The sequence below is a fragment of the Stenotrophomonas sp. Iso1 genome (assembly GCF_027497995.1).
GTDB lineage: Bacteria > Pseudomonadota > Gammaproteobacteria > Xanthomonadales > Xanthomonadaceae > Stenotrophomonas.
Map to the genome: position 1 here is coordinate 137,743 of NZ_JAODBT010000003.1, position 24,858 is coordinate 162,600.

The window sequence follows — 24,858 nt, forward strand, 5'->3', positions numbered from 1 at the left end:
CACCGCACACCGGGCATGCCTCAAGGCAGGGGCACGCAATCGAGCAGGGCCGCAACCAGCCGCTCGCCGTCCCAGCCTTCCGCCGCTGCTTCGTAGCTGGGCAGTACGCGGTGCCGCAGTACATCGGGCGCCACAGCGCGGATGTCGTCTGGGGTCACGAAGTCGCGCCCGGCCAACCAGGCGCGGGCCCGCGCGCAGCGCTCCAAAGAGATGGACCCACGTGGGCTTGCACCCCACGCAATGCGCTTTGCGAGGCCGGCGTCATAGCCACTGGCATCGCGCGACGCCAATACCAATGCCACCAGATAACGCTCCAGCTGAGGCGCCATGTGCAGTTCAAGCACCGCTCTGCGGGCCTGTTGGATCTTCTCCAGGGACAGTTTCTGTAGCGTCGCCGGCTTGTGCTGGATGGCCTGCAGGGCCCGCTCGCGAGCCAAGCGCAGGATTTCGGTTTCCGCGCTGGCATCGGGGTAACCGATGCGGACATGCATCAGGAAGCGGTCCAACTGCGCTTCAGGCAACGGGAACGTGCCTTCCTGCTCGATCGGATTCTGCGTGGCCATCACCAGAAACACGTCCGGTAGCGGATAGGTGCTGCGCCCCACCGTCACCTGCCGCTCACCCATGGCTTCCAGCAACGCGGACTGCACCTTGGCCGGCGCACGGTTGATTTCGTCGGCCAGCAGGATCGGATGGAAGATCGGACCGGCCTGGAACTCGAAGCGCCCTTCCTGCGCACGCCAGATATCGGTACCGGTGAGATCGGCTGGCAGCAGGTCCGGCGTGAACTGGATACGCGCGAAGGAGGCATCCACCCGCGACGCCAATGCCCGGATCGCCGTGGTCTTGGCCAATCCCGGGGCGCCCTCGACCAACAGGTGGCCATCGGCCAACAGCGCAATCAGCAGCCGCTCGACCAGCAGCGACTGGCCGACGATCTCGCTGGATAGCGCATCGCGCAGCGCGGTGAATTCCTGGTGCAGGCCCGTGTCGAGGGCCGGCACCTCCGTCTGTGAGGGAAACTGGGGAGGCAGGTTCATAGGCGCAGTTTGACCGATCTTCGATGAAATGGTTCAAACGGCAGCTGACAACGAAAAAGGGCCGCACTGGGCGGCCCTTTCTCAACACATACGCAAAGGATTACTCGGCAGCCTTGGCCACACGCAGGATCTTCGGCGTCACGAACACCAGCAGCTCAGCCTTGTCCTTTTGGCGGCCGCGCTTCTTGAACAGATTGCCCAGGAACGGGATATCGCCCAGGAATGGCACCTTGGCCACGCTGCTGCGGTCGGTGAACTCATATACGCCACCGATGACCACGGTCTGGCCGTCTTCCACCAGCACCGCCGTATTCACTTCGCGGCGGTTGATGATCGGCACCACACCGAAGTTATCCACCTCCATGTAGCGATCAACCTCGTCCTTCTTGACGTTCATGTTCAGGAAGACGCGGTTGTCCTGGGTGATGGTCGGCGTGACCTTCAGCTCCAGCAACACTTCCTTGAACTGCACGTTCGGCGTTGCGACGCCACCAGCGCCGCTGGCGGTGATGGTGACGTAGCCGATTTCCTTACCCTGCTTGATCACGCCTTCACGCTGGTTGGCAGTGACGATACGCGGGTTGGACACCACCTCACCACGGCCCTCTTCCTGCATCGCCGACAGTTCCACGTCCAGCGAGAAGTTACGCCCCAGCAGGGTGTAAGCAATGGCGCCGGCCGGATTCTCGGTAAAGATCTTGGCGGGCAGGTTGACGTTCAGACCTTTGGTCGAAACTTCGCCATTTTCGATGATGTCCTTGTGCGCATCCAACGAACCGCTGATGGCCTGCGAACGATCACCGATGCGCCGTCCCTGGATACCAAACCGCGCACCCAGATCACGCGCAAACGTATCCGACGCAATGACAATACGGCCTTCGATCAGCACCTGGTCGACCGGGCGGTCGATCACCTTGATCAGCTCGCGCATCTGCGCGACCTTCTTCGGGATGTCGCTGATCATCAGCGTATTGGTGCGCTCGTCAGCAACCAGCATGCCGCGCGGCGACAGGAAACCATTCTCCTGCTTGTCATTACTACCGCTACCGCCACCGCCACCGCTGCCACCGCTGTTGTTGCCAATACCCTTGGCTTCAGTCAGCGCTTTGAAGATCGCTTCGGCGTTGTGGTAGTTGATCTGCACGTAATCGGTGATGAGATCCTGGCGGTTCTCGATCGCGATACGTGCGTCTTCCTTATCCTGCTCGAACTTGGCCAACTCCGGCTGCGGTGCCACCCAGATCACACCGCCATCGCGGCGCTTGTCCAGGCCCTTGGCCCGCAACACGATGTCCATGGCCTGATCCCACGGCACGTTGACCAGGCGCAACGTCACGTTGCCCTGCACCGTGTCAGAAGCCACCACGTTGAGGTTGGATTCCTCGGCAATCAACTGCAGGACGGTACGCACCGGCACGTCCTGGAAGTTGAAGGTCACCGGACGGCCGCTATAGCCACGGGCCGCAACCGTCGCGGCAGCCTGTGCCACGGTCTTGGCGGTGACTGCACCGGTTGCCAGTTCCGGCTGACGCGGCGAGATCTCGACCACGTACTCGTTGCCGGTCTGGTAAGCCAGCGAATCAAACAAACCGGTGGTGCTCAGCACCAACTGCGCGCCTTGGCCCGAAGGCTTGGCGTCGATGCGCTGCACCGGCGTGGCGAAATCCACGACGTTGAGCGGGCGCTGCAGCTCGGCTGGCAACGTGGCATTGCCCACGTCCACCACCACGCTGTTGCCCTGAGTGCGCAGGTCCGGGCTTGCCCCCTGACCATCGAACTGCAGGATCAAACGACCCGCGCCGTCCTCTCCCCGCTTGAAGTCGATCTTGGTTACTGAAATCGCAGAAGCCGCCTGCTGGGTACCTGCGGCGGGTACGCCACCGGCAGCCAGCGGCTGTGCCGCATACGAAGAGCCGCACACCACTGCCAACGCCACTCCCAAGGCGCAGACGTGGACCAGTGCTTGGCGCCGAATGGGACGCCGGCTCAGGGCTTTGGTAAAAGTCATCGTGCTATCCCCTAATCAATCAACGATCGTCCAGCGCCAAAGACGCAGGACGTTCCAGCCAGCCGCCAGCGCCATCGGGCACCAGTTCAATCAGTTCAATCCCGTCTTCACGGACACCGGTGACACGACCATCGCTCTGGCCCATGTACACCCCGGGACGCACGCGATAGGTGACCTTGTCCGGCCCCATCACCAGGGCTACGGCACCCGCGCCGCCGCCAATCGTGCCCACCATGTCCAGGCTGTCGAGCGGGAACGCCTCCAGCGGCTCCTTGCGACGGTCCGGGTCAGGCCGCAACTGGTTGCCTCCATCGGCAGACACCCAGGCGTCACTGAACGGATCACGCATGCCCTGCGCGGCGTACTCGAAAGTCTCGAACTGCTGCATCACCGGCAATGCCGGCAACGCCTCGGCCTCACGTGCACGCACGTCGGCCACGTATTTTTCCAGGTCGGGGGCGTCACCAGGTGTACTGGTCACTCCCCGTGTGCAGCCGGCAAGCGCCGCCATGCACACCATTCCCAGGACGAGAGAAGAAGTTCTGCTCATGCCTTACTTGCCTCCCTTCTTCTCAGCGTTCTTCGCTGCTTCGGCCAGTTTTTCCTGGTCCTCCAACTCGGCGTCGTCCAGGTAGCGGTAGGTTTTGACCGTACCCGACAGCTCCAGCGCACCACCTCGGGCAATCACGCCCTTGGGGTCCTTCGGCTTGAGGTTGATGTCGTGCATGGTGAGGATCACCACGCGCGGCAGCGATGCCACGCCGCTGACGAATGCACCGAATTGGTGGTAGCTGCCCACCAGGCGCAATGCGATCGGCTTCTCGGCGTAGAACTCCTTCAGCGATTCGGCACCGGGCTGGAACAACTCGTTGTTCAGACCACTGGACAGCGCCGTCTGCGAGACGTCGATGATCAGGTCCGGCATCTCGGTCTTGCTGGGCAGTTGGCGCAGCATCTGCTGCAACACCTGCTCCATCTGCGCGAGCTGCTGCTTCAACGGTTCCAGATTGGCGGCACGCTGCTGTTCGCGTTCGAAATCGCCACGCAGCGTGACTTCCTTGCTTTCCAGCGATTCCAGGTCATTCATCTGACCGCGAACCACCAGCAGGAACGACAGCACCACGATCAACAGAGCCAACAATGCGCAGAAGATCATCTTGGCCTTTTGTGGCCAATTGCCGATGTTGTTGAAATCCAGTTCTTTGGTGTTGAATTTCTTGCTCACGAGCGAGCCTCCTTCGGCTCGGCTGCCGCCGGCTCCGCTGCTGCCTTGGGCGCCTCAGGCGTGGCCGGGGTAGCCGCTGCGGGTTCAACAACCGCTGCTGCACCATCGGCGGCGGGCTGTTGTGCAAGGTTTTCACCTGGCGCCGGCAACTTCACCTTCAGCGTGAACACGTAGGGCAGCGACTTGATATCAATCACCGCACCGCCGGTTTCCTGTGCCTTGGCTTCAATGATCGAAAGCTCCGGACTACTCATCCAGCCAGACCCCTCCAGATTGCGCATGTAGGTACTGACACGTGCATTGGATTGGGTGCGGCCTTCCAGGGTGAGGATGTCGCCTTCCTGCTTGAGCGCGGTGAGCACGACGCCATCGGGGATGGTGCGTACCAGCGAGTCGAACAGGTGCACCATCTGCGAACGCTTGCCCTGCAGTTCTTCGATCACGGCCTTGCGGGCAAGCAGACGTGCTTTCTGCTTGTCGAGGCGCTCGATTTCCTTGTTCTGCTCCTTGACCTTGGCAATTTCCGTCTCAAGGAACGCATTGCGGTCGTTCTGGCCGCTGATCTGCTGGCTGTAGTAGAACCACAGCAGGCCCGACAGGATCACGCCTGCCAGTGCCGCAAACCCCAACATGCCGTAGAACTCGCGCTGCCGTTGTTTGCGGCGCTCTTCGCGCCACGGCAGAAGATTGATCCGTGCCATCAGTCAAACCCCCTCATGGCCAGACCCGTTGCGATCATCAAAGCCGGTGCGTCCTGGGCAAGCGCGTGCGCCTGCACCTTCGGGCCCAACGTCATCTGCGCCAACGGATTGGCCACCGACGTCGCCACACCCAGTTGCTCTTCCACCATCGTCGGCAACCCGGTCAACGCAGCGCAGCCGCCGGCCAGGACAATGTGATCAACGCGGTTGAACTCGCTGCCGGCATAGAAGAACTGCAACAGGCGGCTGATCTGCTGCACCGTCGCTTCCTTGAACGGCTCCAACACCTCGACCTCGTAGCTTTCCGGCAAGCCACCCTGGCGCTTGGCCAGACCGGCTTCTTCGTAGCTAAGGCCATAACGGCGCATCACTTCATCGGTGAGCTGCTTGCCACCGAAGACCTGCTCGCGGCTATAGAGGCTACGGCCACCACGCAGAACATTGAGCGTGGTCATGGTCGCGCCGATATCCACCAACGCCACCACCGAATCACTGGCGACCGGCAATTCACTGGCCACGAGCGCAAATGCGTTCTCGACCGCGAACGCTTCCACGTCCATCACCTTGGCAACCAGACCGCCCAGTTCCAGCGCCGATTGGCGCAGCTCGACGTTCTCCGAACGTGACGCAGCCAACAGCACCTGCACCATTTCCGGATTGTTGGGAACCAGACCGAGCACTTCAAAATCGAGGTTCACTTCCTCGATCGGATACGGGATGTAGTTCACCGCCTCCAGCTCGACCTGCGCTTCCATGTCGTTCTCGTCCAGGTCCGCCGGCATCGGGATCACCTTGGTGATCACCGCCGAACCGGCCACTGCGGCAGCCGCGTTCTTTGCCTTGCTGCCAGAACGGGCCACAGCGCGGCGGATTGCCTCTCCGACGGCCTCGACTTCAACAATGTTCTTTTCTACCACCGCATTGGGCGGAAGCGGTTCCACGGCGTAATGTTCCACGCGAAACCGATTCCCATTGCGGGAAAGCTGAAGCAGCTTGACCGCAGTCGAGCTGATGTCGACACCAATGATTGGCGTCTGACTTTTTGGGATAAGCCCCACGGTTTCTCCCCTGCCGACGGGCACTTGGGCGCACTTGTTGCGCCCGCGCATTAATAACTGAATTTCAGCAGTTGGCAACCGTTCAGAGCACGAGACGCGATACGCATCACGCACTAAGCGGCTTCCCCCTACTCTCCCCAGGACACGGCCCCAGCCGTTCCCCTGCGTAATCTATACTCTGCGGCCACAAAATCCGCAATTGGGAACTTTTGGATGCCACGTTTCCGTCGCTGGCTTCGCTGGCTGTTGGCCATCTTCATCGCCCTGTCTCTGGTGGGTGCGATTGCCGCCGGCTCTCTCTATTACGTTGTCTCTTCCAAGCTCCCTGACGTACAGACCCTGCGCGATGTCGAGCTGCAGGAGCCCATGTATGTCTATGACAGTGAAGGGAAATTGATGGCGGTGTTCGGCGAGACCCGGCGCTATCCCATCCAGATGAAGGACGTCCCCGAACGCCTGAAGCAAGCCTTCCTCGCCACCGAGGATGCCCGCTTCTACGAGCACGACGGCGTCGATTACAAAGGCGTGGGCCGCGCGATCTGGTTGCTGGCAACCACCGATGCCAAGCGCGTTCCGGGCGGTTCGACCATCACCCAGCAGGTGGCGCGCCAGTTTTTTCTCAGTTCCGAATACAGCTACACCCGAAAAGTGGCCGAAATCCTTCTCGCTCGTAAGATCGAGAAGGAACTGAGCAAGGACGAGATATTCGAGCTGTATTTGAACAAGAGCTTCTTCGGCAACCGCGCCTATGGCGTGGGTGCAGCTGCCGAGTACTACTACGGCAAGAAGCTGGCCGAGCTGGACCTGGACGAAATGGCCTCGCTGGCCGGCATTCCCAAGTTCCCCTCCAGCGGCAACCCGATCAGCAACCCCGAGCGCGCCCGTCAACGCCGCGACAATTACGTCCTGCAACGCATGGCGGAGCTGAAATTCATTTCCCAGGCCGAAGCTGATGCAGCCAAGGCCGTACCGATGCACGCCACGCCACATGAGCCACCGGTGGAGATCTACGCGCCGTACGTGGCTGAAATGGTGCGCCAGGAGATGATCGCCAAGTACGGCGGCGACGTGCTCAACAAGGGCTACCACGTCACTACCACCATCAACGGCACCCTGCAGGAGGCCGCCACGACCGCCATTCGTGACGGCCTGATCCTGTATGACCACCGCCATGGTTGGCACGGCGTGGAGCAGCACTTCGACGTCACGGCCGATGCCGACGCGACAGCGCTGGCACGGCACATCGCCAGCATTCCGGCGCAGTCCGGCCTGCAACCGGCCGTAGTCTCGGCCACGCATGCCGATGGCAGCATCACCGTGGTCCTGGCTGACCGTAGCGAACTCGCACTGCCGGTTGCTTCCAGCCGCTGGACCAACCGCACGCCGGCCAAGCTGGTCACCCGCGGCGACATGATCCGGGTACGGGCCGGTGCGAAGGAAGGCGAATGGCTGATTGACCAGATCCCGCGCGGCCAGGGCTCGCTGGTGTCACTGGATGTCGACACCGGTGCGTTGCGCGCACTCGTGGGCGGCTTCAGCTTCGCCGGTAACAAATTCAACCGCGCCACGCAGGCACGTCGCCAGCCCGGTTCGAGCTTCAAGCCGTTTATATACGCAGCCGCGTTCGACAAGGGTTTCAACCCGGCTTCGATCGTGCTCGATGCGCCGGTGGTGTTCCGCGACCGTCGCGGCAAGACCTGGCAGCCCCAGAACGACGGCGGCGGCTTCCGCGGCCCGATGCGCCTGCGTGAGGCACTGGTGCAGTCACGCAACCTGGTTTCGGTGCGCCTGCTCGACAGCATCGGCGTGGACTACGCGCGCAAATACATCAGCGAGTTCGGCTTCCAGGAAGCCGAGTTGCCGCCGAACCTGTCGATGTCGCTAGGTACCGCTTCGCTGACCCCGCTGTCGGTGGCACGCGGCTATGCCGTATTTGCCAACGGTGGGTCGCGCGTGGACACCTGGGTGGTGGATGAGGTCAAGGACCGCGACGGCATCGTCATCTTCAAGGAAAACCCTGCCCTGGCCTGCCGCGGCTGTGGTGGCGCGAGCGGTACCGGCGCCACGCCGGTGAACCAGGTGGTGGACGGTTTCAACTTTGGTGCTGAGGCCAAGCCGGCTCCCGTCAAACCCGAATCCGCACCGGTAGCCGCTGAACCGGCCAAGCCGGTCAATCCGGATGCCCGTATCGCTCCGCGCGCCATCGACGAACGCACTGCTTACCAGCTGGTGTCGATGATGCGCGACGTGGTCCAACGCGGCACCGGCGTGCAGGCCAAGGTGCTTGGCCGCGAAGACGTGGGCGGCAAGACCGGCTCGACCAACGACCACCGTGACGCCTGGTTCTCCGGTTTCGGCGGCCCGCTGGCGACCACCGTGTGGGTGGGCCGTGATGACTTCCGCTCGCTGGGCTACCGCGAATACGGCGGCAAGGCGGCATTGCCGATCTGGATCGACTACATGCGCACCGCACTGAAGGACGCCCCGATCGCCAAGAACGATCCGCCGTCAGGCATGGTGGAAGCCTCTCTCAACGGCGCTACCGAATGGGTCAAAACCGAGGATCTGGAGCGCGTTCAGGAGTTCGATTTCGAGCAGCACCAGCAGCAGGCGGACGACGCCGCGTTCGATATCTTCTAAGCGGCACTGACAGGCGGCGGGACGCATGACCCGCCGTCTGCCTACAATCGGCCCGCAACCCCGGGGAGCTGATCGATGCCATCCACACCGCAGACCATCCAGCGCAACGCACGCGGCCGCCAGCGCATCGCTCAGGAGGCCGCACGGCTCATCGTCGAAAGTGGCATCCAGGATGTCGAGCATGCCCGTCGCAAGGCAGCTGCCCGTCTGGGCATACATCAGGAATCGCTATGGCCGCGCCTGGCCGACATCGAACAGGCCCTGCGTGAGCATCAACGCCTGTTTGCCTCCACCACCCAACCCGGCGCGCTGCAGTTACGGCGTGAATCCGCCCTGCAGGCAATGCAGTTCCTGCAGGCATTCCAACCACGCCTGAGCGGGCCGGTGTTCACCGGCCTGGCCGACGACAATAGCCCGGTCATCCTGCATCTGCATTGCGACGACGCCGAGACGGTGCAGCACTTTCTGCACGACCAACGCATCCCCGCCGAAGCACGCACCTGGTCGCTGCAACTGGCCGGCCACGCGACAAAGCAGCATTTCCCGGGCTGGGAATTCGCCGCCGATGGCATCGCCTTCGAGCTGATCATCCTGCCCGAAGACGCACTGCGACAACCCCCGGTTTCCAGCGACGACGGCAAGCCCCTGCCCCGCGCAACGCTGGCCCAGGTGCGGCAGCTGCTGGTCGTCGAACAATCATCGCTGTAGAAGCAACGCAAACCGCCCGACCGTCATTCCCGCAAGCAGGCTGATGTCGCTGCCTAGTGCATGCCCGGGGAAACTGGAAATCAGTCAGCCGCGGGAATTGATCGGGCACATCGTGACGAGCGCACATGCGGCACATCGAACAGCACGCGGAAAACCGCGGGTGCACGTGACCTCCCCGGGCTATGCATAGCAGGCGTTGTGCACGCGCGTGCATCATGACCATGAGGCCACCAATCCTCCAGATTGAAAAGACGCGCGTCCTACTGAAGACAGTCATGGCGAGAAACACTCACCCTGCCATCTTCATGACCTACAGCATTCCTGCAAACAACCACATCCAAAACGACAAAAGCCCCGCATTGCGGGGCCTTTGCTGTGATGGAACCGGCGTATCGCTACGCCGATGCCATTACTTGTAGTCGCGCACGTCGTGGCCGGTATAGACCTGGCGCGGACGGCCGATCTTCATTTCCGGATCGACCTGCTGCTCGAGCCAATGCGACACCCAACCAGCGGTGCGGCCCAGCGCAAACATCACGGTGAACATTTCCGTCGGAATGTTCAGCGCCTTGTAGATGATGCCGCTGTAGAAATCGACGTTCGGGTACAGCTTGCGGGCGACGAAGTAGTCGTCCTGCAGCGCGGCCTGCTCCAGCTTGATGGCGACATCGAGCAACGGATCCTGCACGCCCAGCTGGCCCAGCACCTGCTTGGTCATCTCGCCGATGACCTTGGCACGCGGGTCGAAGTTCTTGTAGACGCGGTGACCGAAGCCCATCAGGCGGAAGCCCGAGGTCTTGTCCTTGGCCTTGAGCACGGCGGACTCGACATTGTCGGCAGAACCGATTTCTTCCAGCATCTTCAGCACGGCTTCGTTGGCACCGCCATGCGCCGGGCCCCACAGTGCGGTCACGCCAGCGGCCACCGAAGCGTACGGGTTGGCGCCGGTGGAACCGACCAGACGCACGGTCGAGGTCGAAGCGTTCTGCTCATGGTCGGCGTGCAGGACGAACAGCAGGTCCAGCGCCTTGACCACGTCCTTGTTCAAGTCGTACTTGCCATCAGCCGACTCGAAGGTCTGCTTCAGGAAGCGACTGACGTAGTCCAGCGAGGTGTCCGGCGTGTTGGCCGGCAGGCCCTTGCCGTGGCGATAGATCAGTGCGGACAGGGTCGGCACCTTGGCGATCAGGCGCACAGCCGCCTGACGGCGCTGCTCAGCGTCAGACAGATCCAGCGAGCCGTGGTACTTGGCCGACAGCTGCGCGATCGAGGCAGCCAGGATCGCCATCGGATGCGCGTCCTTGGCAAAGCTGCCGATCAGCGTATTGATCGATTCATCCACACCAGCTTCGGCGCTCAATTCGGCCTCGAAGGCCTTCAGCTGCTCGGCGCTCGGACGCTCGCCGTTGATCAGCAGGTAGGAAACTTCGACGAAGCTGGACTTGTCGGCCAATTGCTCAATCGGATAACCGCGATACAGCAGCACGCCGTTGTCGCCATCGATATAGGTGATGGCCGACTTGCAGCTGGCGGTGGCGGTATAGCCCGAGTCGTAGGTGAAGAGACCGGTTTCCTTGGTCAGCTTCGAGATATCGACACAGTTATTGCCCAGAACGGGTTTGACGACAGGCAGAACGACCGACGTGTCGCCGGCGTTGAGCGTGACCTGATCAAGATCGGACACAGTGTGCGCTCCTCAAGTGAAAGGCGCCTGTCCAGGTAGAGAGGTGATGGGCAGACGCGTGAATGAAATCCGCAGTTTTCCACCGCGGTACGCGCCATTATCGCACAGCAACATTTCCAGATTGCGAAGACCAAAGTCTTATAGATCGCGTACCGATGCGACACAGCGTCGCAACCGTAGCCGGCAATGTTTGGAAAGGATTCAGATTTATTGCAGATGGCACAAAACAACGGCCGCGAAAATCGCGGCCGTTGCTCTTGCGGACAACAACAGCTCTATTAGCGCGCGTAGCGCTTCTGGAACTTGTCGATACGACCGCTGGTGTCGATGACCTTGTGCTTGCCCGTATAGAACGGATGCGAAGCCGAGGAGATTTCCACCTTGATCAGCGGATACTCTTCGCCATCTTCCCACTTGACCGTGTCTTTGGAGGACATGGTCGAACGGGTCAGGAACTTGAAATCGGAAGTGACGTCATGAAACACGACGCTATGGTAATCAGGATGGATATCGGCCTTCATGGGCTCGCACCGTATGGGCTGGTGGTCAAGAGCGGCATTATAGTCCCGGCTTGCTCGGGAAGGCAAGCCGGAATTTGCGCGGGACCTCAAAGCCCCAATGCGCCGCGCACCTGGGCCTCGAACCGGCCCTGGTCGTAGCCAATCAACAAGGTGGTGTTGTCGGGGGCACCGGTCTGGCGGTTCCAGTCCACCACCGTGGCGCCGCGGCTGCGGTTGCCAGTCAGTTCGATCGACAAGGGGCGCTGCTCCACGTGGATGCCGCCTTCCGGCTGCAGCGCCCAGGCCATGGCCAGAGCGTCGGCCGCATACCAATGCTCACCACGGCTGTCTTCCGACCACAAACGGGTCTTGCGCGAAATCAGTTCGTAGAAACGCGCTTTGTCGGTATCGGCGGCCAGCCACTTCTCCACATCGCGATGCATCAGACCGTGGGCGATGGTTGCCTCCCAATCGGCGACTTCGGTATGCGGAAATGCAGTGAACACGATGTGCGCCGCTTCCGGATCAAAGGCGATGTTGAACTCGGCCACTGGGGTGATGTTGCCGTGGCCGTTGATTGCCCCCCCCATTACCAGAAAGCGCTTCAGCCGCTGCGGCAGGGTCGGGTCGAGCTTGAGCGCCAGTGCGATGTTGGTCAGCGGGCCAAGCGCGACCAGTGTCAATTCGCCTGCATAGGTATGTGACAGACGCAGGATCGCCAGTGCGGCGTGCTCGGCTTCAGCCTTGCGTGCGCTGGGAGCCAGGTCCACGTCACCGAAACCATCGCGGCCGTGCACATGGGCTGCGTCCTCGGCCGGATAGACCAGCGGATCAGGCGTACCGGCGAACACCGGCACATCGTCACGACCGGCCACCTCACACAGCTTCAATGCGTTGCGCACGGTGTAGTCCAGCCCGACGTTGCCCGCCGCCACCGTCAACCCGACCACGTCGTGGCGTTCGTCGGCAAAGGCCATCAACAGCGCCAATGCATCGTCAACGCCCGGGTCGGTATCAATCAGCAACGGTATCTTCTTGCTCATCTTCTGCTTCACTCTGGTTGGCAAGGGAGTCTGTCATCTCAACCATGACAGGGGAAGCACACGATCAGGCCGATGCGTATCGCACCGCGCCGCCAATCCAGCGGCGAACAATGCGCTCGGCCAGTTCCGGGGCCTCACTCAGCAGCCGCTCGGACAAGGCATGCACCATTGGCAACATGCCAGCATCGCGCGCCAAGTCGGCCACGCGGAATTCAGCCAGACCGGTCTGACGCGTGCCCAGCAGTTCACCGGGGCCACGCAGTTCCAGGTCTTTTTCGGCGATCAGGAAGCCGTCGGAGGTATGCCGCATCGTTTCCAGCCGCTCCCGCGCCATGTTGGACAGCGGCGCCTGATACATCAGCACGCAGCTGGACGCCGTCGCACCGCGCCCCACGCGCCCGCGTAGCTGATGTAGCTGGGCCAGACCGAGGCGCTCTGCATTCTCGATGATCATCAAGGAGGCATTGGGTACATCCACGCCGACTTCGATGACGGTGGTGGCGACCAGCAGATCGGTCTGCGCGGATTTGAAGGACTGCATTGCCGATTGTTTCTCGGCGGCCTTCATGCGGCCGTGCACCAGGCCCACGCGCAGTTCCGGCAATTGTGCGGACAACGCTTCAAAGGTGTTCTGCGCGGCGGTGGCCACCACTTCATCGCTTTCGTCGATCAAGGTGCATACCCAATAGACCTGCCGCCCCTGCTGACAGGCAACACGGATGCGTTCTACCAGCTCAGGGCGGCGCTCGGCGCTGATCACGATGGTCTGCACCGGCGTGCGGCCGGGTGGCAACTCATCAATGGCCGATACATCCAGGTCCGAATACGCCGCCATGGCCAGGGTGCGGGGAATGGGTGTTGCGGTCATCACCAGCTGATGCGGCACGATGCCGGCGCTGGCGCCCTTGTCCCGCAATGCCAGACGCTGATGCACACCGAAGCGATGTTGTTCATCGACGATGGCCAGCGCCAGATCGTTGAACACCACCGCCTCCTGCATCAGCGCGTGCGTACCCACCACGACCTGCGCATGGCCAGAAGCAACATCCTCCAGCACCTTGCTGCGCGCCTTGCCGGTGACTTTGCCGGCCAGCCAGGTCACGCGCACGCCCAAAGGCTCCAGCCATGCACGCAGATTGAGCAGATGCTGCTCGGCCAGCAACTCGGTGGGAGCGGCCAGCGCCACCTGCTTGCCGCGTTCCACCGCCAGCATGCCCGCCAGGGCGGCGACCACGGTTTTGCCGGAGCCGACATCCCCCTGCACCAGACGCAACATGGGGTGCGCACGTGCCAGATCCTTGCGGATTTCATCAAAGACACGTTGCTGCGCGCCAGTGAGACGAAATGGCAGGGAGTCGAGCAGTGCTTTTACCAGTCCATCGCGACCACGCAGCGACGGCGCACGATGCTTCTGCAGGGCGATGCGCTGGCGACGCAGGCTGAGATGGTGGGCGAGTAGTTCTTCCATCGCCAAGCGCTGTTGCGCCGGATGTGTGCCCGCTGACAGCGCAGCGATATCAGCACCCGCCGGTGGGCGATGCATGGTCAGCATGGCCTCACGCAGCGATGGCAGGTTGAGATCGGCCAGCAATGCCGGGGGCAACAATTCCAGGGTCGCAGCGTCGGGTAGCCGGTCCAGCGCCTGGCTGATCAATTTGCGCAGGCTGGCCGGGCCTATGCCCTCTACGGCCGGATAGATGGGATCGAGCACATCGCCAAGCCCGTCATCGTCGCCATCGCCCAGCACACGGTAGCTGGGATGAACGATTTCCAATCCGTGCTGGCCCGGGCGTGGCGTGCCGTAGCAACGCAAGCGCGTGCCCACCGCGAATTGCGCCACCTGTGCGGCACGGAAATGGAAGAAACGCAGCACCAGGGTGGCGCCGGAGTCATCGCTCACCGCAACGCGCAGCACGGGGCGATAGCGGAAGCCGCGCTCCACCGCTTCAACGCGGCCTTCGACCTGCGCAGCCATGCCGGCCTTCAAGGCACGGATGGGCAGCAGCGTGGTGCGGTCCTCGTAACGCAGCGGAAGATGCAGCCACAGATCCTGCAACGTGGTCAGCCCACGCGCTTCCAGCTTGGCAGCCACGCGCGGCCCCACCCCCGCCAGATGACTGAGGGGTTCGGCAGATAGATCAAGGGAAACAGCATCACGGCGGGCAGACATGCGACAAGGATGCCGTCATGGACGCAAAACAGAAACCCCGACGCCCGAAGACGCCGGGGTTTCCTTTCCCCGAATGGTGGTGGAAGCCTGACCTCATCCCTCTCTGAGCGCATCGCGAGAAGCTTCAACGGCTGCCCTCACCCCAACCCCTCTCCCGCACACGGGAGAGGGGCTTTGAGCAGCATTGCTTCAAACTTCAGAGGCTGCCATCACCCCAACCCCTCTCCCGCACACGGGAGAAGGGCTTTGAGCAGCATTACTTCAAATGTCAGAGGTTGCCCTCATCCCAACCCCCGCTCCGCGCCCCCGCCCTTGCGCCAGCACAAGGGCGTTCGACCGGCTGCGAACCGGCGGTTCGCAAGCCGCCCCTCTCACCCATGAACGGGAGAGGGGCTTAAGCATTGCTGCGTTAGAACTTCACGGTCATTTCCAAACCGTAGGTGCGTGGCTCGGTGATGGTGGCGCCCACGACGCCCAGCGGGCCACGGCCGTAGGTATTGAGGCCGCGCACGTACTGGTTGTCGAACACGTTGTTGCCGTACACCGCCCAGTTCCAATAGCCCTGCGGTGACGTCCAGTTGATGCGCAGGTCGGTGCGCTCACGCGCTTCCCCCACATCCAGCAGCTTGTTCACGCCGCAATCGCCCTGCAGATCGGACGCAGCATTGCAACGCGTGCGACCGCGATAGGCGTGACGGGCCGACAGACGCAACCTGCCGTTCTCGCCCAACTCCACTTGGTAAGCCGCACCCGCCGATGCGCTGAAGCGCGGCTCGCCGGTTGCTGCGCCATCCAGGTCAGTGCCTTCCGGCGTGATGTAGTTCTTGTACTTGGAGTCGATCCACTCTGCCTGCGCGTCCAAAGTGAAGCCATCGGTAACTTTCCAGCGCATGTCGAAATCGATGCCGGTCGCTTCCAGGTCACCGGTATCGAAGACATAGCGCGGGATGTCCACCGGATTGTTCGGGTCCGGATCAATCAAGCGGATCGCCTGGCGATTGTCGTAGCGGTAGTGGAATAGCGAGGCGTTGTACGAAAAGCGGTCGAACGCCTGCTTGATGCCCATTTCCACGTTCCAGACATCTTCGTTCTCGAACGCCGGGCCGATCTGCAGTGCGTTGAATCCGCCGGCCTTGTAGCCCTTGGCCAACGAGGCGAACACCATGGTGTCGTCGTTGAGGTGGTAGTCGATGACGAAGCGCGGGCTCCAGTCGCTCCAACTCTTCTTGTCACGCACCTTCTGGCCTTTGTTGACCATGGCGGGTGGGTCGATGAAAGCCATGTCGAAGGTGAGCAACTCGCGGGTAATCGGGATGCCCATGCTCTCCAGCGCCTGGAAGAAGCCGATGGCTTCCAGCGTGTCCAGCTTGCCTTCCAGCCCCGGTGCGTTGCGCGGTGTGTTGAGCCAGGTGAAGTCTTTCTCATCGCGCGTGTAGCGCAGGCCGAAGGTCAGGTTGAGGCGATCCGTGGCTTTCCAGATCACATCACCGAACGCGGCATACGATGTGGTCGCCAGCGTATTGGTGAAGCGCTCGTTCCAGCGCTCGCCCACCAGCGATATCGGGATGCCATTCATCTGCGCGAGCATCGAGGTGAAGCCAAACAGACTGCCATCAGGCGTGGGGGCAATCCCGAGATTTCGCACGATGTTGTCCACCGCCTCGGTATTGGTGTTGACCTGGCTGGTCTGGTCGGCGTCCTCCTTGAAATAGCTGACCCCGCCCACCCAATCGATGTGCTCATTGCTGCCGGAGAACTTGAACTCCTGGTAGAAGGTTTCGTTGCTCTCGGTGTTGACCGAATCCACGTACAGGTCGAAGCGGTTGGTGGCGTCTTCCTCGGTGTGGTTCGTCGAGTCGTACTGACGCCACGCCGTGGTTGAGGTCAGGTTGCCCCAGCTCAACGCGTGGTCAACGATCAGGTTGACGCCGTCAAAGGTGCGCCACTCGGCGTTGTCGGCATCGCTGTAGGTGGGTGTCTTGCGCGGGTCGAGGAAGTCGTCCGAATTCGCCGGCACCGTCGGGCGCTGCGGGTACGGCGGCAGCTCGACGATGCCGGTGGTGACGCGGCCGTTCTGGTCCAGGCTTTCGTGATCCCAGCTGACGTAGGCGGTGGTGTTGTCACCGAAGGTCACCTGCCAGGCCGCGCGCGTGGCCCAGACGTTCTCGCCGCCCAGGTCCTTGCCGGTGGCACCGTCCTGGAACCAACCGTCGCTGGTGTTGATCAGCGCGTTGAAGCGCAACGCCGAGTGATCGCCAGTGGGGATGTTCCACATCGCATCGGCGTATTTCTTGCCGTAATTCCCCACCCGCACCGTGGCGCGCGCTTCGGTTTCAGCCTGCGGCCGACGCGTGACCAGCGAGATAGCGCCGGCAGCGGTGTTGCGGCCGAACAAGGTGCCTTGCGGCCCCTTCAAGACTTCGATGCGTTCGACATCAACGAAGGGCAACAACACGCCGCCACCGCGCCCGCCGTACACGCCATCAACGAAGATCCCCACCGCCGGATCCGTGCCGATGCCGAAATCACTGGTCTCCACGCCGCGCAGGCGGAATGAGGGCTGCGTCGGCTGCACCGCATCAATGACCAGGCCCGGCACGAACGCGTCGATGTCACCGAGGTTTTCCGCCGCCACATCGCTGAGCAGGTTCTGGTCCAGCACCTGCAAAGCGATGGGTACGTCCTTGAGCTCCTGCTCGCGGCTCTGCGCGGTGACGGTGATCCTATCCAGCGTGGTGGCTGCATCGGCATCCTCCTTGGCCGATTGCGCCATGGCCACCCCACTCGCCCCCAACACCATCAGCCCGGCAATTGCCCGCTGCAGCCCAGTTACCAGACTCCGTTGTTTCACTCGCATCGCCTCTCTCCCAAAGCAGTGGGTGAAAGCCGGCTCAAATCGCCGGCGGTCCCGTCTTGTTGACCGGCACCGCGCCGGCCGTCGTATCGCAACTTCCTTCCAGCGCGTTGATCCATTCGCGGATCAACGCCACGCCTTCCTTGTGAACCACCGCCCTGCCCACCTCCGGCATCATCACCGCCGGATCATCGCTGTCCATGCGGTAGGCAATGATCGAAGCATCGGCATCGCCAGGCAGCACGTCATACAAACGATTGCCCGTGCCCTTGCCGGCCGCGATGGGCTGCTTGCAAAGGCCGAGCTTGAGGTGGTCGTTGGTCGGCGCATCCAGCCACAGCCCCGAGGTGATGGCCGGGCCGGTACGGCTGTGGCAATGGCCACAGTTCACGTCCAGATAGGCACGTGCGCGCGCTTCCAGCGGTGCCTGCGGGTTGGTGGCATCGGCCAGACGCGGCAGCTGCGCCGCAGCCGGCACACCCGCGAGATACCCCACCCGTGTCAGATGCGCCAATTGGTTCTCACGCCCATCGGCATAGTCGAAATCGCGGTTCAAATGACGCGCCTTCGGTCCGATCGGCAACAGCTTTCGCGAGCGGTTGTCGGTGATGTGGCAACCGGCGCATTGGTTCTGGTCCGGCACCTGATACGAGAACGCTTCGCGCGCACCGGCGTCATCCACCAGCTCCAGCTCCACGGTTGCGCCGGTGCGCTGCAGCGTGGCCGCCGTCTGCTCGCGGTTCCACACATAAGGCAGCGCCACCCAACCTTCCTTGCGATGTACCAGCAGCCGGGTTTCGATCAGGTGCACCTTGGACAGATCCAGACTTTCATCCTGCAGCACCGACTGCGACGGCGGCGTGCGTGCGACCGACTTGCCATCCGCCGCGCCGCCAGAAGGCAGCGGGTAATAAAACGTCTTGCTGAGAATGGTGCCAACCGGGAAATCGAACGCATGCTCGGGTTGGTAACCAGCGGCCTCACCTTTCGGCATCCACACGGTTCGCAACTTGTGCGCGTAGTCGCTGAACAACGGCGTGTTCAGGTCATAGGGCACCACACCTTCATTGAGCCGCAACTTACCGCCGTCGATGCGCAGCACATGCCACTCATCCAGCGTCGGCGGTTGCCCGTCAGCGAAGAAATGCACCTGCGGCTTGCCACAACCGGCCAGCGCCAACAGCAGCCCGGCCAATACTCCCATCCGCACCATCAGCTTCTGCATGCCGGGCCCTCAACCACGCTTGAGGTCGATGGCCGGCAAACGCGGCAACTCGCAGTCGAACGGCTTGGCATCCTTGCTCGGGTTCTTGTAGCCGCCCGGGCCGTCGGCATTGATCACGCCGCTGATGTTGCGCAGGCAGATCTGCGGGCCCACCTTGACCCCGTCCACCACGCGCTCCTTGTTGTAGTAGCCATCCCACAGCACGTCCGGGAAATTTCCGGTCAACCCATACATCGCCACCTTCAGCGCTTTCAGGTCAAAGCCATCCGGTGAATCGCCACCGCCGGACAGCCTGTTGTTGTGCACGTAGATGCGCTCCGGGTACGGGTCGAAGTTGGGCGATGCGCTGCTGTCCTTGTAGCCGGTGGAATACACACTGGAGATGATGATGTTGGTGGTGGCGTTGTCGCGCACCTCGTTGTCGAACACCTCGATGTCATCGTTGGAATTGATGACGATGCCCGACCCGGCCGGCACGCTGGCCACCGGCGTGCCCTTGGCACCGAAGTTGGCGTGATTGTTGGCGATGACTTTGTTGTTGAACACGCGGATGTTGGCGCCCTGTTGCGACAGGCCCGGCATGTTGAACACCAGGATGCCGCCGGTATTGCCGGTAGCCACGTTGTCGTAAACATCCGCATTGCGGGTGTTTTCCACCTCGATGCCGGCCACGTTCTGCTCGGCGCGGCTGTTGCGCACGATCACCCCGTCGGACTGGCCCACATAGATGCCGGCGTCGGAGGCACCAATGGAAATGGTGTCTTCAATCAGCACGTTCTTGGTCAGCACCGGGTAGATGCCGTAGGCGCCGTTCTTGGTGCTGGGGCCGCCGGTCCACTGCACCTTGATGCCGCGGATGGTGATGTGTTCGGACTCGCTGATCTTCAGCCCGTCGCCCTTGGAGTCCTCAATGGTGAGGTTCTCGATGGTGAAGTTGTCGCCGTTGACCAACAGTCCTTCGGCGCCCGCTTTCTGGCCCTTGAAGCTGAGTACGGTCTGGTCTCTACCGGCGCCACGAATGGTCACCCCATCCGCGCGCAGGCTCAGGCTGCGCTCGAACTGATGCTTGCCAGCGGGGATCTCGATCACGTCGCCCGGCTTGGCATCGAGCAGGCGCTCCTGCAGCGTGGCCGCAAATGCCCCGTCCGCCGCCGCGACCTCCGGGACCTGTGGCGCCTGCTTCTGGCAGCCCGCCGCCAACACGCTCAATGTGGCGGCAATCGCCAAGGTAATGCTGCGCTGCATGAATCCTCTCCCCATACGCCTACAGATGGTGGATGCAGTCTGGGCTTCAGGAAGTGTTCACGCGAAGGGCAGGACCGGCATACTTGGGGGGGTATAGCGGACAAGCTTGAGGGAGCTTCGATGCAACGGAAATCAGGAAACGGTGACAGGCTATCCATCGCCAACGTCCCAACCAACATGCTGTGCGGGCTGCTGCTGCTCGCTGCGGAGTACAACGTCAACAGTGAAAACTGGCTGGCCGGGCAGCGTTTGAGCATCGAGCAACTCAACGATCCGTTGACACGCATTTCCTACCGGCAGGCGATTGAGGTGATCCGCCGCGCCCTCCCCACCCTTCCCATCGACGGCGTTGGCCTGGCCATGGGCGGCAACCAGAACGGCGGCAACTTCGGTTTACTGGGTCTGGCGATGAAGACGGCACCCACTTTCGGCGATGCCGTGCGGATCGGGCTGGACTACCAGCGCAACCTCGGCCCGCTGATGGCGCTGTGCCTGGAAGACCTGAGCGACCAGACCCTGGCGGTCATCGCTACCGCACCGGAAGAGGCGCACGACCTGCTGCCATTCCTGTGCGAGGAAATGTTCTCCAGCATCCTGATGCTGGGCCGCGAACTGGCCGGCGATACGTTCACCCCGTTGCGACTGGAACTGGGTTACCCAGCGCCACCACATGCGGAGAAGTACCGCACGCTGTTCCGCTGCGACATCCAATTCGAGCAACCCCGCCATGCAATGGTGCTGGGCCAGCACTGGATGGAACTACCGTTCGCCAGCTACAACCCGGTGACATCACAGCAGGCCTTGTCGCTGTGCCGTGCGCAGTTGGCCACCTTGTCATCGCGCGGCGAAACCACCGCCGCCGTGGAGCGCTTGTTGCGCCCGCAGCTGCGCGACAACCCACAAATGAGTGAGGTAGCACTGGCCCTGCACCTGAGCGAACGCACCCTGCGTCGACAGCTGGCCGACGAGGAAACCAGCTTCAGCGAAGTGCATGACCGTGTGCGCAGCGAACGTGCGCTGGAACTGCTGCAGAACCCGGAACTGGCCATTGCGGCCATCGGCAATCAACTGGGTTTCAACGACGCGCGCGAGTTCAGGCGCGCGTACAAACGCTGGACCGGGCAGACGCCGAGCGAGACCCGGCGTCATCTGGCCTGAGGCCTCGATCAGTCGAGGATCATCACCGCATCGACTTCAAACGCGGCGCCCTTCGGCAAGCCTGACACTTCGATGGTGGAGCGAGCCGGGAACGGTGCCTGGAAGTATTCCTGCATCACCGCATTGACCTTGGCGAACTCACCCAGGTCGGTCAGGTACAGGCCCAGACGGACCATCTTGTCCAGCGAGCCGCCGGCTTCTTCAGCCACCGCCTTGAGGTTGTCGAATGCACGACGGGCCTGCGCAGTCACGTCGCCAGCGACGATGTCACCGGTGGCCGGGTCCAACGGAATCTGGCCGGAGAAGTACACGGTATTGCCGGCGCGCACGGCCTGCGAATACGGGCCGATGGCGGCCGGGGCGTTGGTGGTGTTGATGATCTGGCGGGACATGGACAGCTCCACTGGGAAAAAGGTTGGCCATTGTAGCGCCCGCCCATGGCACCGGCTGGCACCGGACCACGCCATTCATGCACATGGACAAATTATCACCACCTCTTGAAAAGGCCCACCCAGCAAGGGCCAGCGCGCCTTATCCACAGCTTCTGCGCTAGGTATCGCACATGCGCTGTGGAAAACCGGCGGGCGGGCGAGTGGCAGCAAAAAGACCAGCCGGGACTTCACGTGCCCGAATGGCTTCAGCGGATGACGGGGAAGATCATGCGATCCGATGTTCCTTCCTTGCGGCAATCACCCGGCGCGATGCCGGAAGCACACCCCAATCAAGACCACCTTGCCGCATCTGCACATGTGGACAAATTTTCACCACATCCTGAAGAGGCCCAGCCCATAAGGGCTACCGAGGGTTATCCACACCTTGTGCGCCCACTGCCGCACATCCGCTGTGGAAAACATGCGGAGCTCGCGCGGCAATCGCCCCCCTGCCGGTAAAACGCAGCCAAGCGGCGCACAGACGGAAGCACAGCGACACTTACCGGTCGCGCAGGTGCGCCTTTCGCGCGGACCGGCTTACTGCCGGCGCACTGTCTGCACCACCGACAACCTGCGCAGGCGGCGCATCACTTCCGCCAGATGATTGCGGTCACGGACCTGGATGTTGAAGCACAGCACTGCCGCGTTGAAGTCGCGGTCCAGGTAATCCACGCGCTCGATGTTGGAATGGCTCTGCGCGATGGCTGCCGCCAACTGCGCCAGCACGCCGGTACCGTTCTCCACTTCGACCACCAGCGCGGTGTCGTAGTCACCGACCACGCTCGTGTCCCAGCCAATCGGTACCCAGCGGTCAGGTGTCTTGCGCAACTCGGCCAGATTGGGGCAATCCAGTCGATGCACCACGATGCCCTTGCCCGCGGTGTGGTAACCCATGATGTCGTCGCCGGGAATGGGCTGACAACAATTGGCGAAGCTGACCACACCGCGCTCGCTGCCGTTGATCAGGATCTTTTCCTGCATGCGGCTGGCGTGGCCGTTGCCACCGCGCAGCTCGGCATAGGCCATCAATGCCTGTGCCGCCTGCGTTGGCATCCAGTTGCCCAGCGCCACGTCGGCCAGGAAGGCTTCCAGACGCGGGTAGCGGTGTTCGTTGAGGAACGCATCCAGACGCCCCTTCGGCAGGCGCTCGATGGAACTGTCCATCGCTTCCAGCGCGCGGTCGAGCATGCTGTGGCCCAGCTGCACGGCGTCTTCGTGTTCCAGCTGTTTGAGCTGGTGGCGGATGGCGGTACGTGCCTTGCTGCTGACCACGAACTCCAGCCACTGCGGCTTGGGCGAAGCCGAACGCGCGGTGATGATCTCCACGCTCTGCCCGCTCACCAGACGCGTGCGCAGCGGCACCAGCTTTTTGTCCACGCGCGAAGCCACCGCGCGGTTGCCCACGTCGGTGTGCACGGCATAGGCGAAATCCAGCGCGGTGGAATTGCGCGGCAACGCCAGGATCTTGCCCTTCGGCGTGAACAGATAGACCTCGTCCGGGAACAGGTCGACCTTGACGTTGTCCAGGAATTCCAGCGACGAACCGGCAGTACGCTGCGAGTCGATCAGATCAACGATCCACGCATGCGCACGGCTCTGCGCGCTGTTGGGCGTATCGCCACCAAACTTGTAGGTCCAGTGCGCGGCCACGCCGCGTTCGGCGATCAGGTCCATTTCCTCGGTGCGGATCTGCACTTCAATCGGCGAGCCGTACGGCCCAAACAGCACCGTGTGCAGCGACTGGTAACCGTTGGCCTTGGGAATGGCGATGAAGTCGCGGAAGCGCCCGTCCAGCGGTTTGAATGTGGCATGCACCGCGCCCAGTGCGTGGTAACAATTGGGGACGTTGCGCACGACCAGACGGAAGCCAAAGACATCCATCACCTGGTCGAAGCTTTTATTCTCCTCGTGCATCTTGGTGTAGATGCTCCAGGGCGTCTTGATCCGGCTGATCAGACGGTGCTCCAGTCCTTCCCGCGCCAGGCGCTGAGACAGTTGCACTTCCACCTGCGCCATCGACTCACGCCGCACCACCGGCTGGCTGCGGATGTGCTTTTCGATGATGGCGTGGCGCCACGGGTACAACGCGCGGAAGCCCAGGTTCTGCAACTCGGACTTGATCAGGTTCATGCCCAGGCGCTGGGCAATGGGCGCGTAGATGTCCAGCGTTTCCAGCGCGATGCGGCGCCGCGCCTCGGCACTCTGCGCACCGAGGGTGCGCATATTGTGCAAGCGGTCAGCCAGTTTGATCATGATCACGCGCAGGTCGCGCGACATCGCCAGCAACATCTTGCGGAAGCTTTCTGCGGCCGCTTCCTGACGGTCACGGAACTTGAGCTTGTCCAGCTTGGTGACACCATCCACCAGGTCGGCCACGGCCTGCCCGAACTCGCCGGCCAGCTCCTCGCCGGTCAGCGGGGTGTCCTCGATCGTGTCGTGCAGAATCGCAGCGATCAGTGCTTCCACATCCAGGCCAAGCTCGGCCAGGATGCGCGCCACGGCGACCGGATGGGTGATGTAGGGCTCACCGGACTTGCGGGTCTGGCCCGCGTGCGCAGAGGCACCCACTTCCCAGGCGCGACGCAGCAATGGCAGCTGCTCGGCGGGCAGGTAGCTGGCTGCGCGTTCGAGTTGGAGTACATAGTCAGGTACCGCCCCGCCCGCTGGCGTGGCTACCTGGGCGGTGGGGCCTGGGTTCATGCCGAAAGACTATGCCAGCGGGCGTACTTCGGCAAACCCTACAAAACAGAACAGCCCGCACAAGGCGGGCTGTTCCAGTTGTCCAGCGACACGTTTGATCTAAACGATCACTCGTCGTTCTTGGACATGTCTTCGTCGGCGACCACTTCAGCGGCGGCCCATTCCAGCGCTTCGCGCTCAACGCGCTCACGCTCGGCCTTCTCGACTTCCTCGATCAAGGTGTTGTCGATCTTGCGGGCTGCGATTTCGCGCAGCGCCAACACGGTCGGCTTGTCCTCGGTTTCGCTGTTGTCGATGGTCGCCTGGACACCATTGGCCAACTGGCGGGCGCGCTTGGACGCCATCATGACCAGCTCGAAACGGTTGTTAACGACTTCCAGACAATCTTCTACGGTAATGCGGGCCATGCGGGCTCCCGGCGACCTATACGGCCGCTCGAACGAATGAGGGAAAGGGGACGGATTGTAG

At 62.4% G+C, this 24,858-nt stretch carries 19 protein-coding genes; 3 read left to right on the forward strand and 16 right to left on the reverse strand.

Going from position 1 to position 24,858, the window contains the following annotated elements; genetic code table 11:
• Positions 1–20: 20 nt before the first annotated feature.
• The 6 genes from PAN08_RS13535 to PAN08_RS13560 all read right to left on the reverse strand — a co-directional run bounded on the left by PAN08_RS13535 (position 21) and on the right by PAN08_RS13560 (position 6,032).
• A complete protein-coding gene (locus PAN08_RS13535; protein ID WP_269792034.1) occupies positions 21–1,040 on the reverse strand; it encodes a MoxR family ATPase in 1,020 nt (339 codons plus the stop codon).
• 100 nt (positions 1,041–1,140) lie between these two features.
• Positions 1,141–3,048 carry a type IV pilus secretin PilQ family protein gene (locus PAN08_RS13540; protein ID WP_269792035.1) on the reverse strand — a complete coding sequence of 636 codons (1,908 nt, stop codon included), beginning with the start codon at positions 3,046–3,048 and terminating at the stop codon, positions 1,141–1,143.
• A 19-nt stretch (positions 3,049–3,067) separates the two neighbouring features.
• A complete protein-coding gene (locus tag PAN08_RS13545; protein WP_269792036.1) occupies positions 3,068–3,598 on the reverse strand; it encodes a pilus assembly protein PilP in 531 nt (176 codons plus the stop codon).
• A gap of 3 nt (positions 3,599–3,601) precedes the next feature.
• Positions 3,602–4,273: a type 4a pilus biogenesis protein PilO gene (gene pilO, locus PAN08_RS13550; protein WP_269792037.1), complete on the reverse strand. Its 672-nt coding sequence runs from the start codon at positions 4,271–4,273 to the stop codon at positions 3,602–3,604.
• Positions 4,270–4,974 carry a PilN domain-containing protein gene (locus tag PAN08_RS13555; protein WP_269792038.1) on the reverse strand — a complete coding sequence of 235 codons (705 nt, stop codon included), beginning with the start codon at positions 4,972–4,974 and terminating at the stop codon, positions 4,270–4,272. Before PAN08_RS13555 ends, pilO begins: the two co-directional genes overlap by 4 nt.
• A complete protein-coding gene (locus tag PAN08_RS13560) occupies positions 4,974–6,032 on the reverse strand; it encodes a pilus assembly protein PilM (RefSeq protein WP_343237808.1) in 1,059 nt (352 codons plus the stop codon). Before PAN08_RS13560 ends, PAN08_RS13555 begins: the two co-directional genes overlap by 1 nt.
• 213 nt (positions 6,033–6,245) lie before the next feature.
• On the opposite strand from PAN08_RS13560, the gene PAN08_RS13565 reads away from it, so the two are divergent.
• Both PAN08_RS13565 and PAN08_RS13570 read left to right on the forward strand, forming a co-directional pair.
• Complete coding sequence (locus tag PAN08_RS13565) at positions 6,246–8,672, forward strand: penicillin-binding protein 1A (protein WP_269792039.1); 2,427 nt, start codon at positions 6,246–6,248, stop codon at positions 8,670–8,672.
• A 75-nt stretch (positions 8,673–8,747) separates the two neighbouring features.
• Positions 8,748–9,380, forward strand: coding sequence for a hypothetical protein (locus PAN08_RS13570; RefSeq protein WP_269792040.1), 633 nt, complete (start codon positions 8,748–8,750; stop codon positions 9,378–9,380).
• A gap of 409 nt (positions 9,381–9,789) precedes the next feature.
• Here PAN08_RS13570 and PAN08_RS13575 read toward each other — a convergent pair whose 3' ends face one another.
• The 7 genes from PAN08_RS13575 to PAN08_RS13605 form a co-directional block, all read right to left on the reverse strand.
• A complete protein-coding gene (locus tag PAN08_RS13575) occupies positions 9,790–11,064 on the reverse strand; it encodes a citrate synthase (RefSeq protein WP_269792041.1) in 1,275 nt (424 codons plus the stop codon).
• Positions 11,065–11,342: 278 nt separating this feature from the next.
• Entirely contained in the window at positions 11,343–11,585 is a 243-nt protein-coding gene (locus PAN08_RS13580) for a type B 50S ribosomal protein L31 (protein ID WP_269792042.1), read from the reverse strand.
• An 86-nt stretch (positions 11,586–11,671) separates the two neighbouring features.
• Positions 11,672–12,607, reverse strand: a complete 936-nt coding sequence (locus tag PAN08_RS13585) for a nucleoside hydrolase (RefSeq protein ID WP_269792043.1) — start codon at positions 12,605–12,607, stop codon at positions 11,672–11,674.
• Between the two features lie 64 nt (positions 12,608–12,671).
• Positions 12,672–14,777 (reverse strand): ATP-dependent DNA helicase RecG, encoded by a 2,106-nt coding sequence (recG, locus tag PAN08_RS13590; protein WP_269792044.1) that lies wholly within the window; start codon positions 14,775–14,777, stop codon positions 12,672–12,674.
• A gap of 409 nt (positions 14,778–15,186) precedes the next feature.
• Positions 15,187–17,634 (reverse strand): TonB-dependent receptor, encoded by a 2,448-nt coding sequence (locus PAN08_RS13595; RefSeq protein ID WP_269792045.1) that lies wholly within the window; start codon positions 17,632–17,634, stop codon positions 15,187–15,189.
• Positions 17,635–17,668: 34 nt separating this feature from the next.
• Positions 17,669–18,856, reverse strand: coding sequence for an SO2930 family diheme c-type cytochrome (locus PAN08_RS13600; RefSeq protein ID WP_269792046.1), 1,188 nt, complete (start codon positions 18,854–18,856; stop codon positions 17,669–17,671).
• A 9-nt stretch (positions 18,857–18,865) separates the two neighbouring features.
• Positions 18,866–20,101 (reverse strand): parallel beta-helix domain-containing protein, encoded by a 1,236-nt coding sequence (locus tag PAN08_RS13605; RefSeq protein WP_269792047.1) that lies wholly within the window; start codon positions 20,099–20,101, stop codon positions 18,866–18,868.
• 120 nt (positions 20,102–20,221) lie between these two features.
• Here PAN08_RS13605 and PAN08_RS13610 point away from each other — a divergent pair, with 120 nt between their 5' ends.
• Positions 20,222–21,259, forward strand: a complete 1,038-nt coding sequence (locus PAN08_RS13610; RefSeq protein WP_269792048.1) for an AraC family transcriptional regulator — start codon at positions 20,222–20,224, stop codon at positions 21,257–21,259.
• Positions 21,260–21,267: 8 nt separating this feature from the next.
• Here the strand turns inward: PAN08_RS13610 and PAN08_RS13615 are convergent, their stop codons facing one another.
• The 3 genes from PAN08_RS13615 to rpoZ form a co-directional block, all read right to left on the reverse strand.
• Positions 21,268–21,651: a RidA family protein gene (locus tag PAN08_RS13615; RefSeq protein ID WP_269792049.1), complete on the reverse strand. Its 384-nt coding sequence runs from the start codon at positions 21,649–21,651 to the stop codon at positions 21,268–21,270.
• A 576-nt stretch (positions 21,652–22,227) separates the two neighbouring features.
• The gene (locus tag PAN08_RS13620; RefSeq protein ID WP_269792050.1) at positions 22,228–24,390 is read right to left on the reverse strand and encodes a bifunctional (p)ppGpp synthetase/guanosine-3',5'-bis(diphosphate) 3'-pyrophosphohydrolase; all 2,163 of its coding nucleotides are present in this window, start codon (positions 24,388–24,390) and stop codon (positions 22,228–22,230) included.
• Between the two features lie 107 nt (positions 24,391–24,497).
• On the reverse strand, positions 24,498–24,797 hold the full coding sequence (rpoZ, locus tag PAN08_RS13625; protein WP_269792051.1) for a DNA-directed RNA polymerase subunit omega: 300 nt from the start codon (positions 24,795–24,797) through the stop codon (positions 24,498–24,500).
• Between the last annotated feature and the right edge of the window lie 61 nt (positions 24,798–24,858).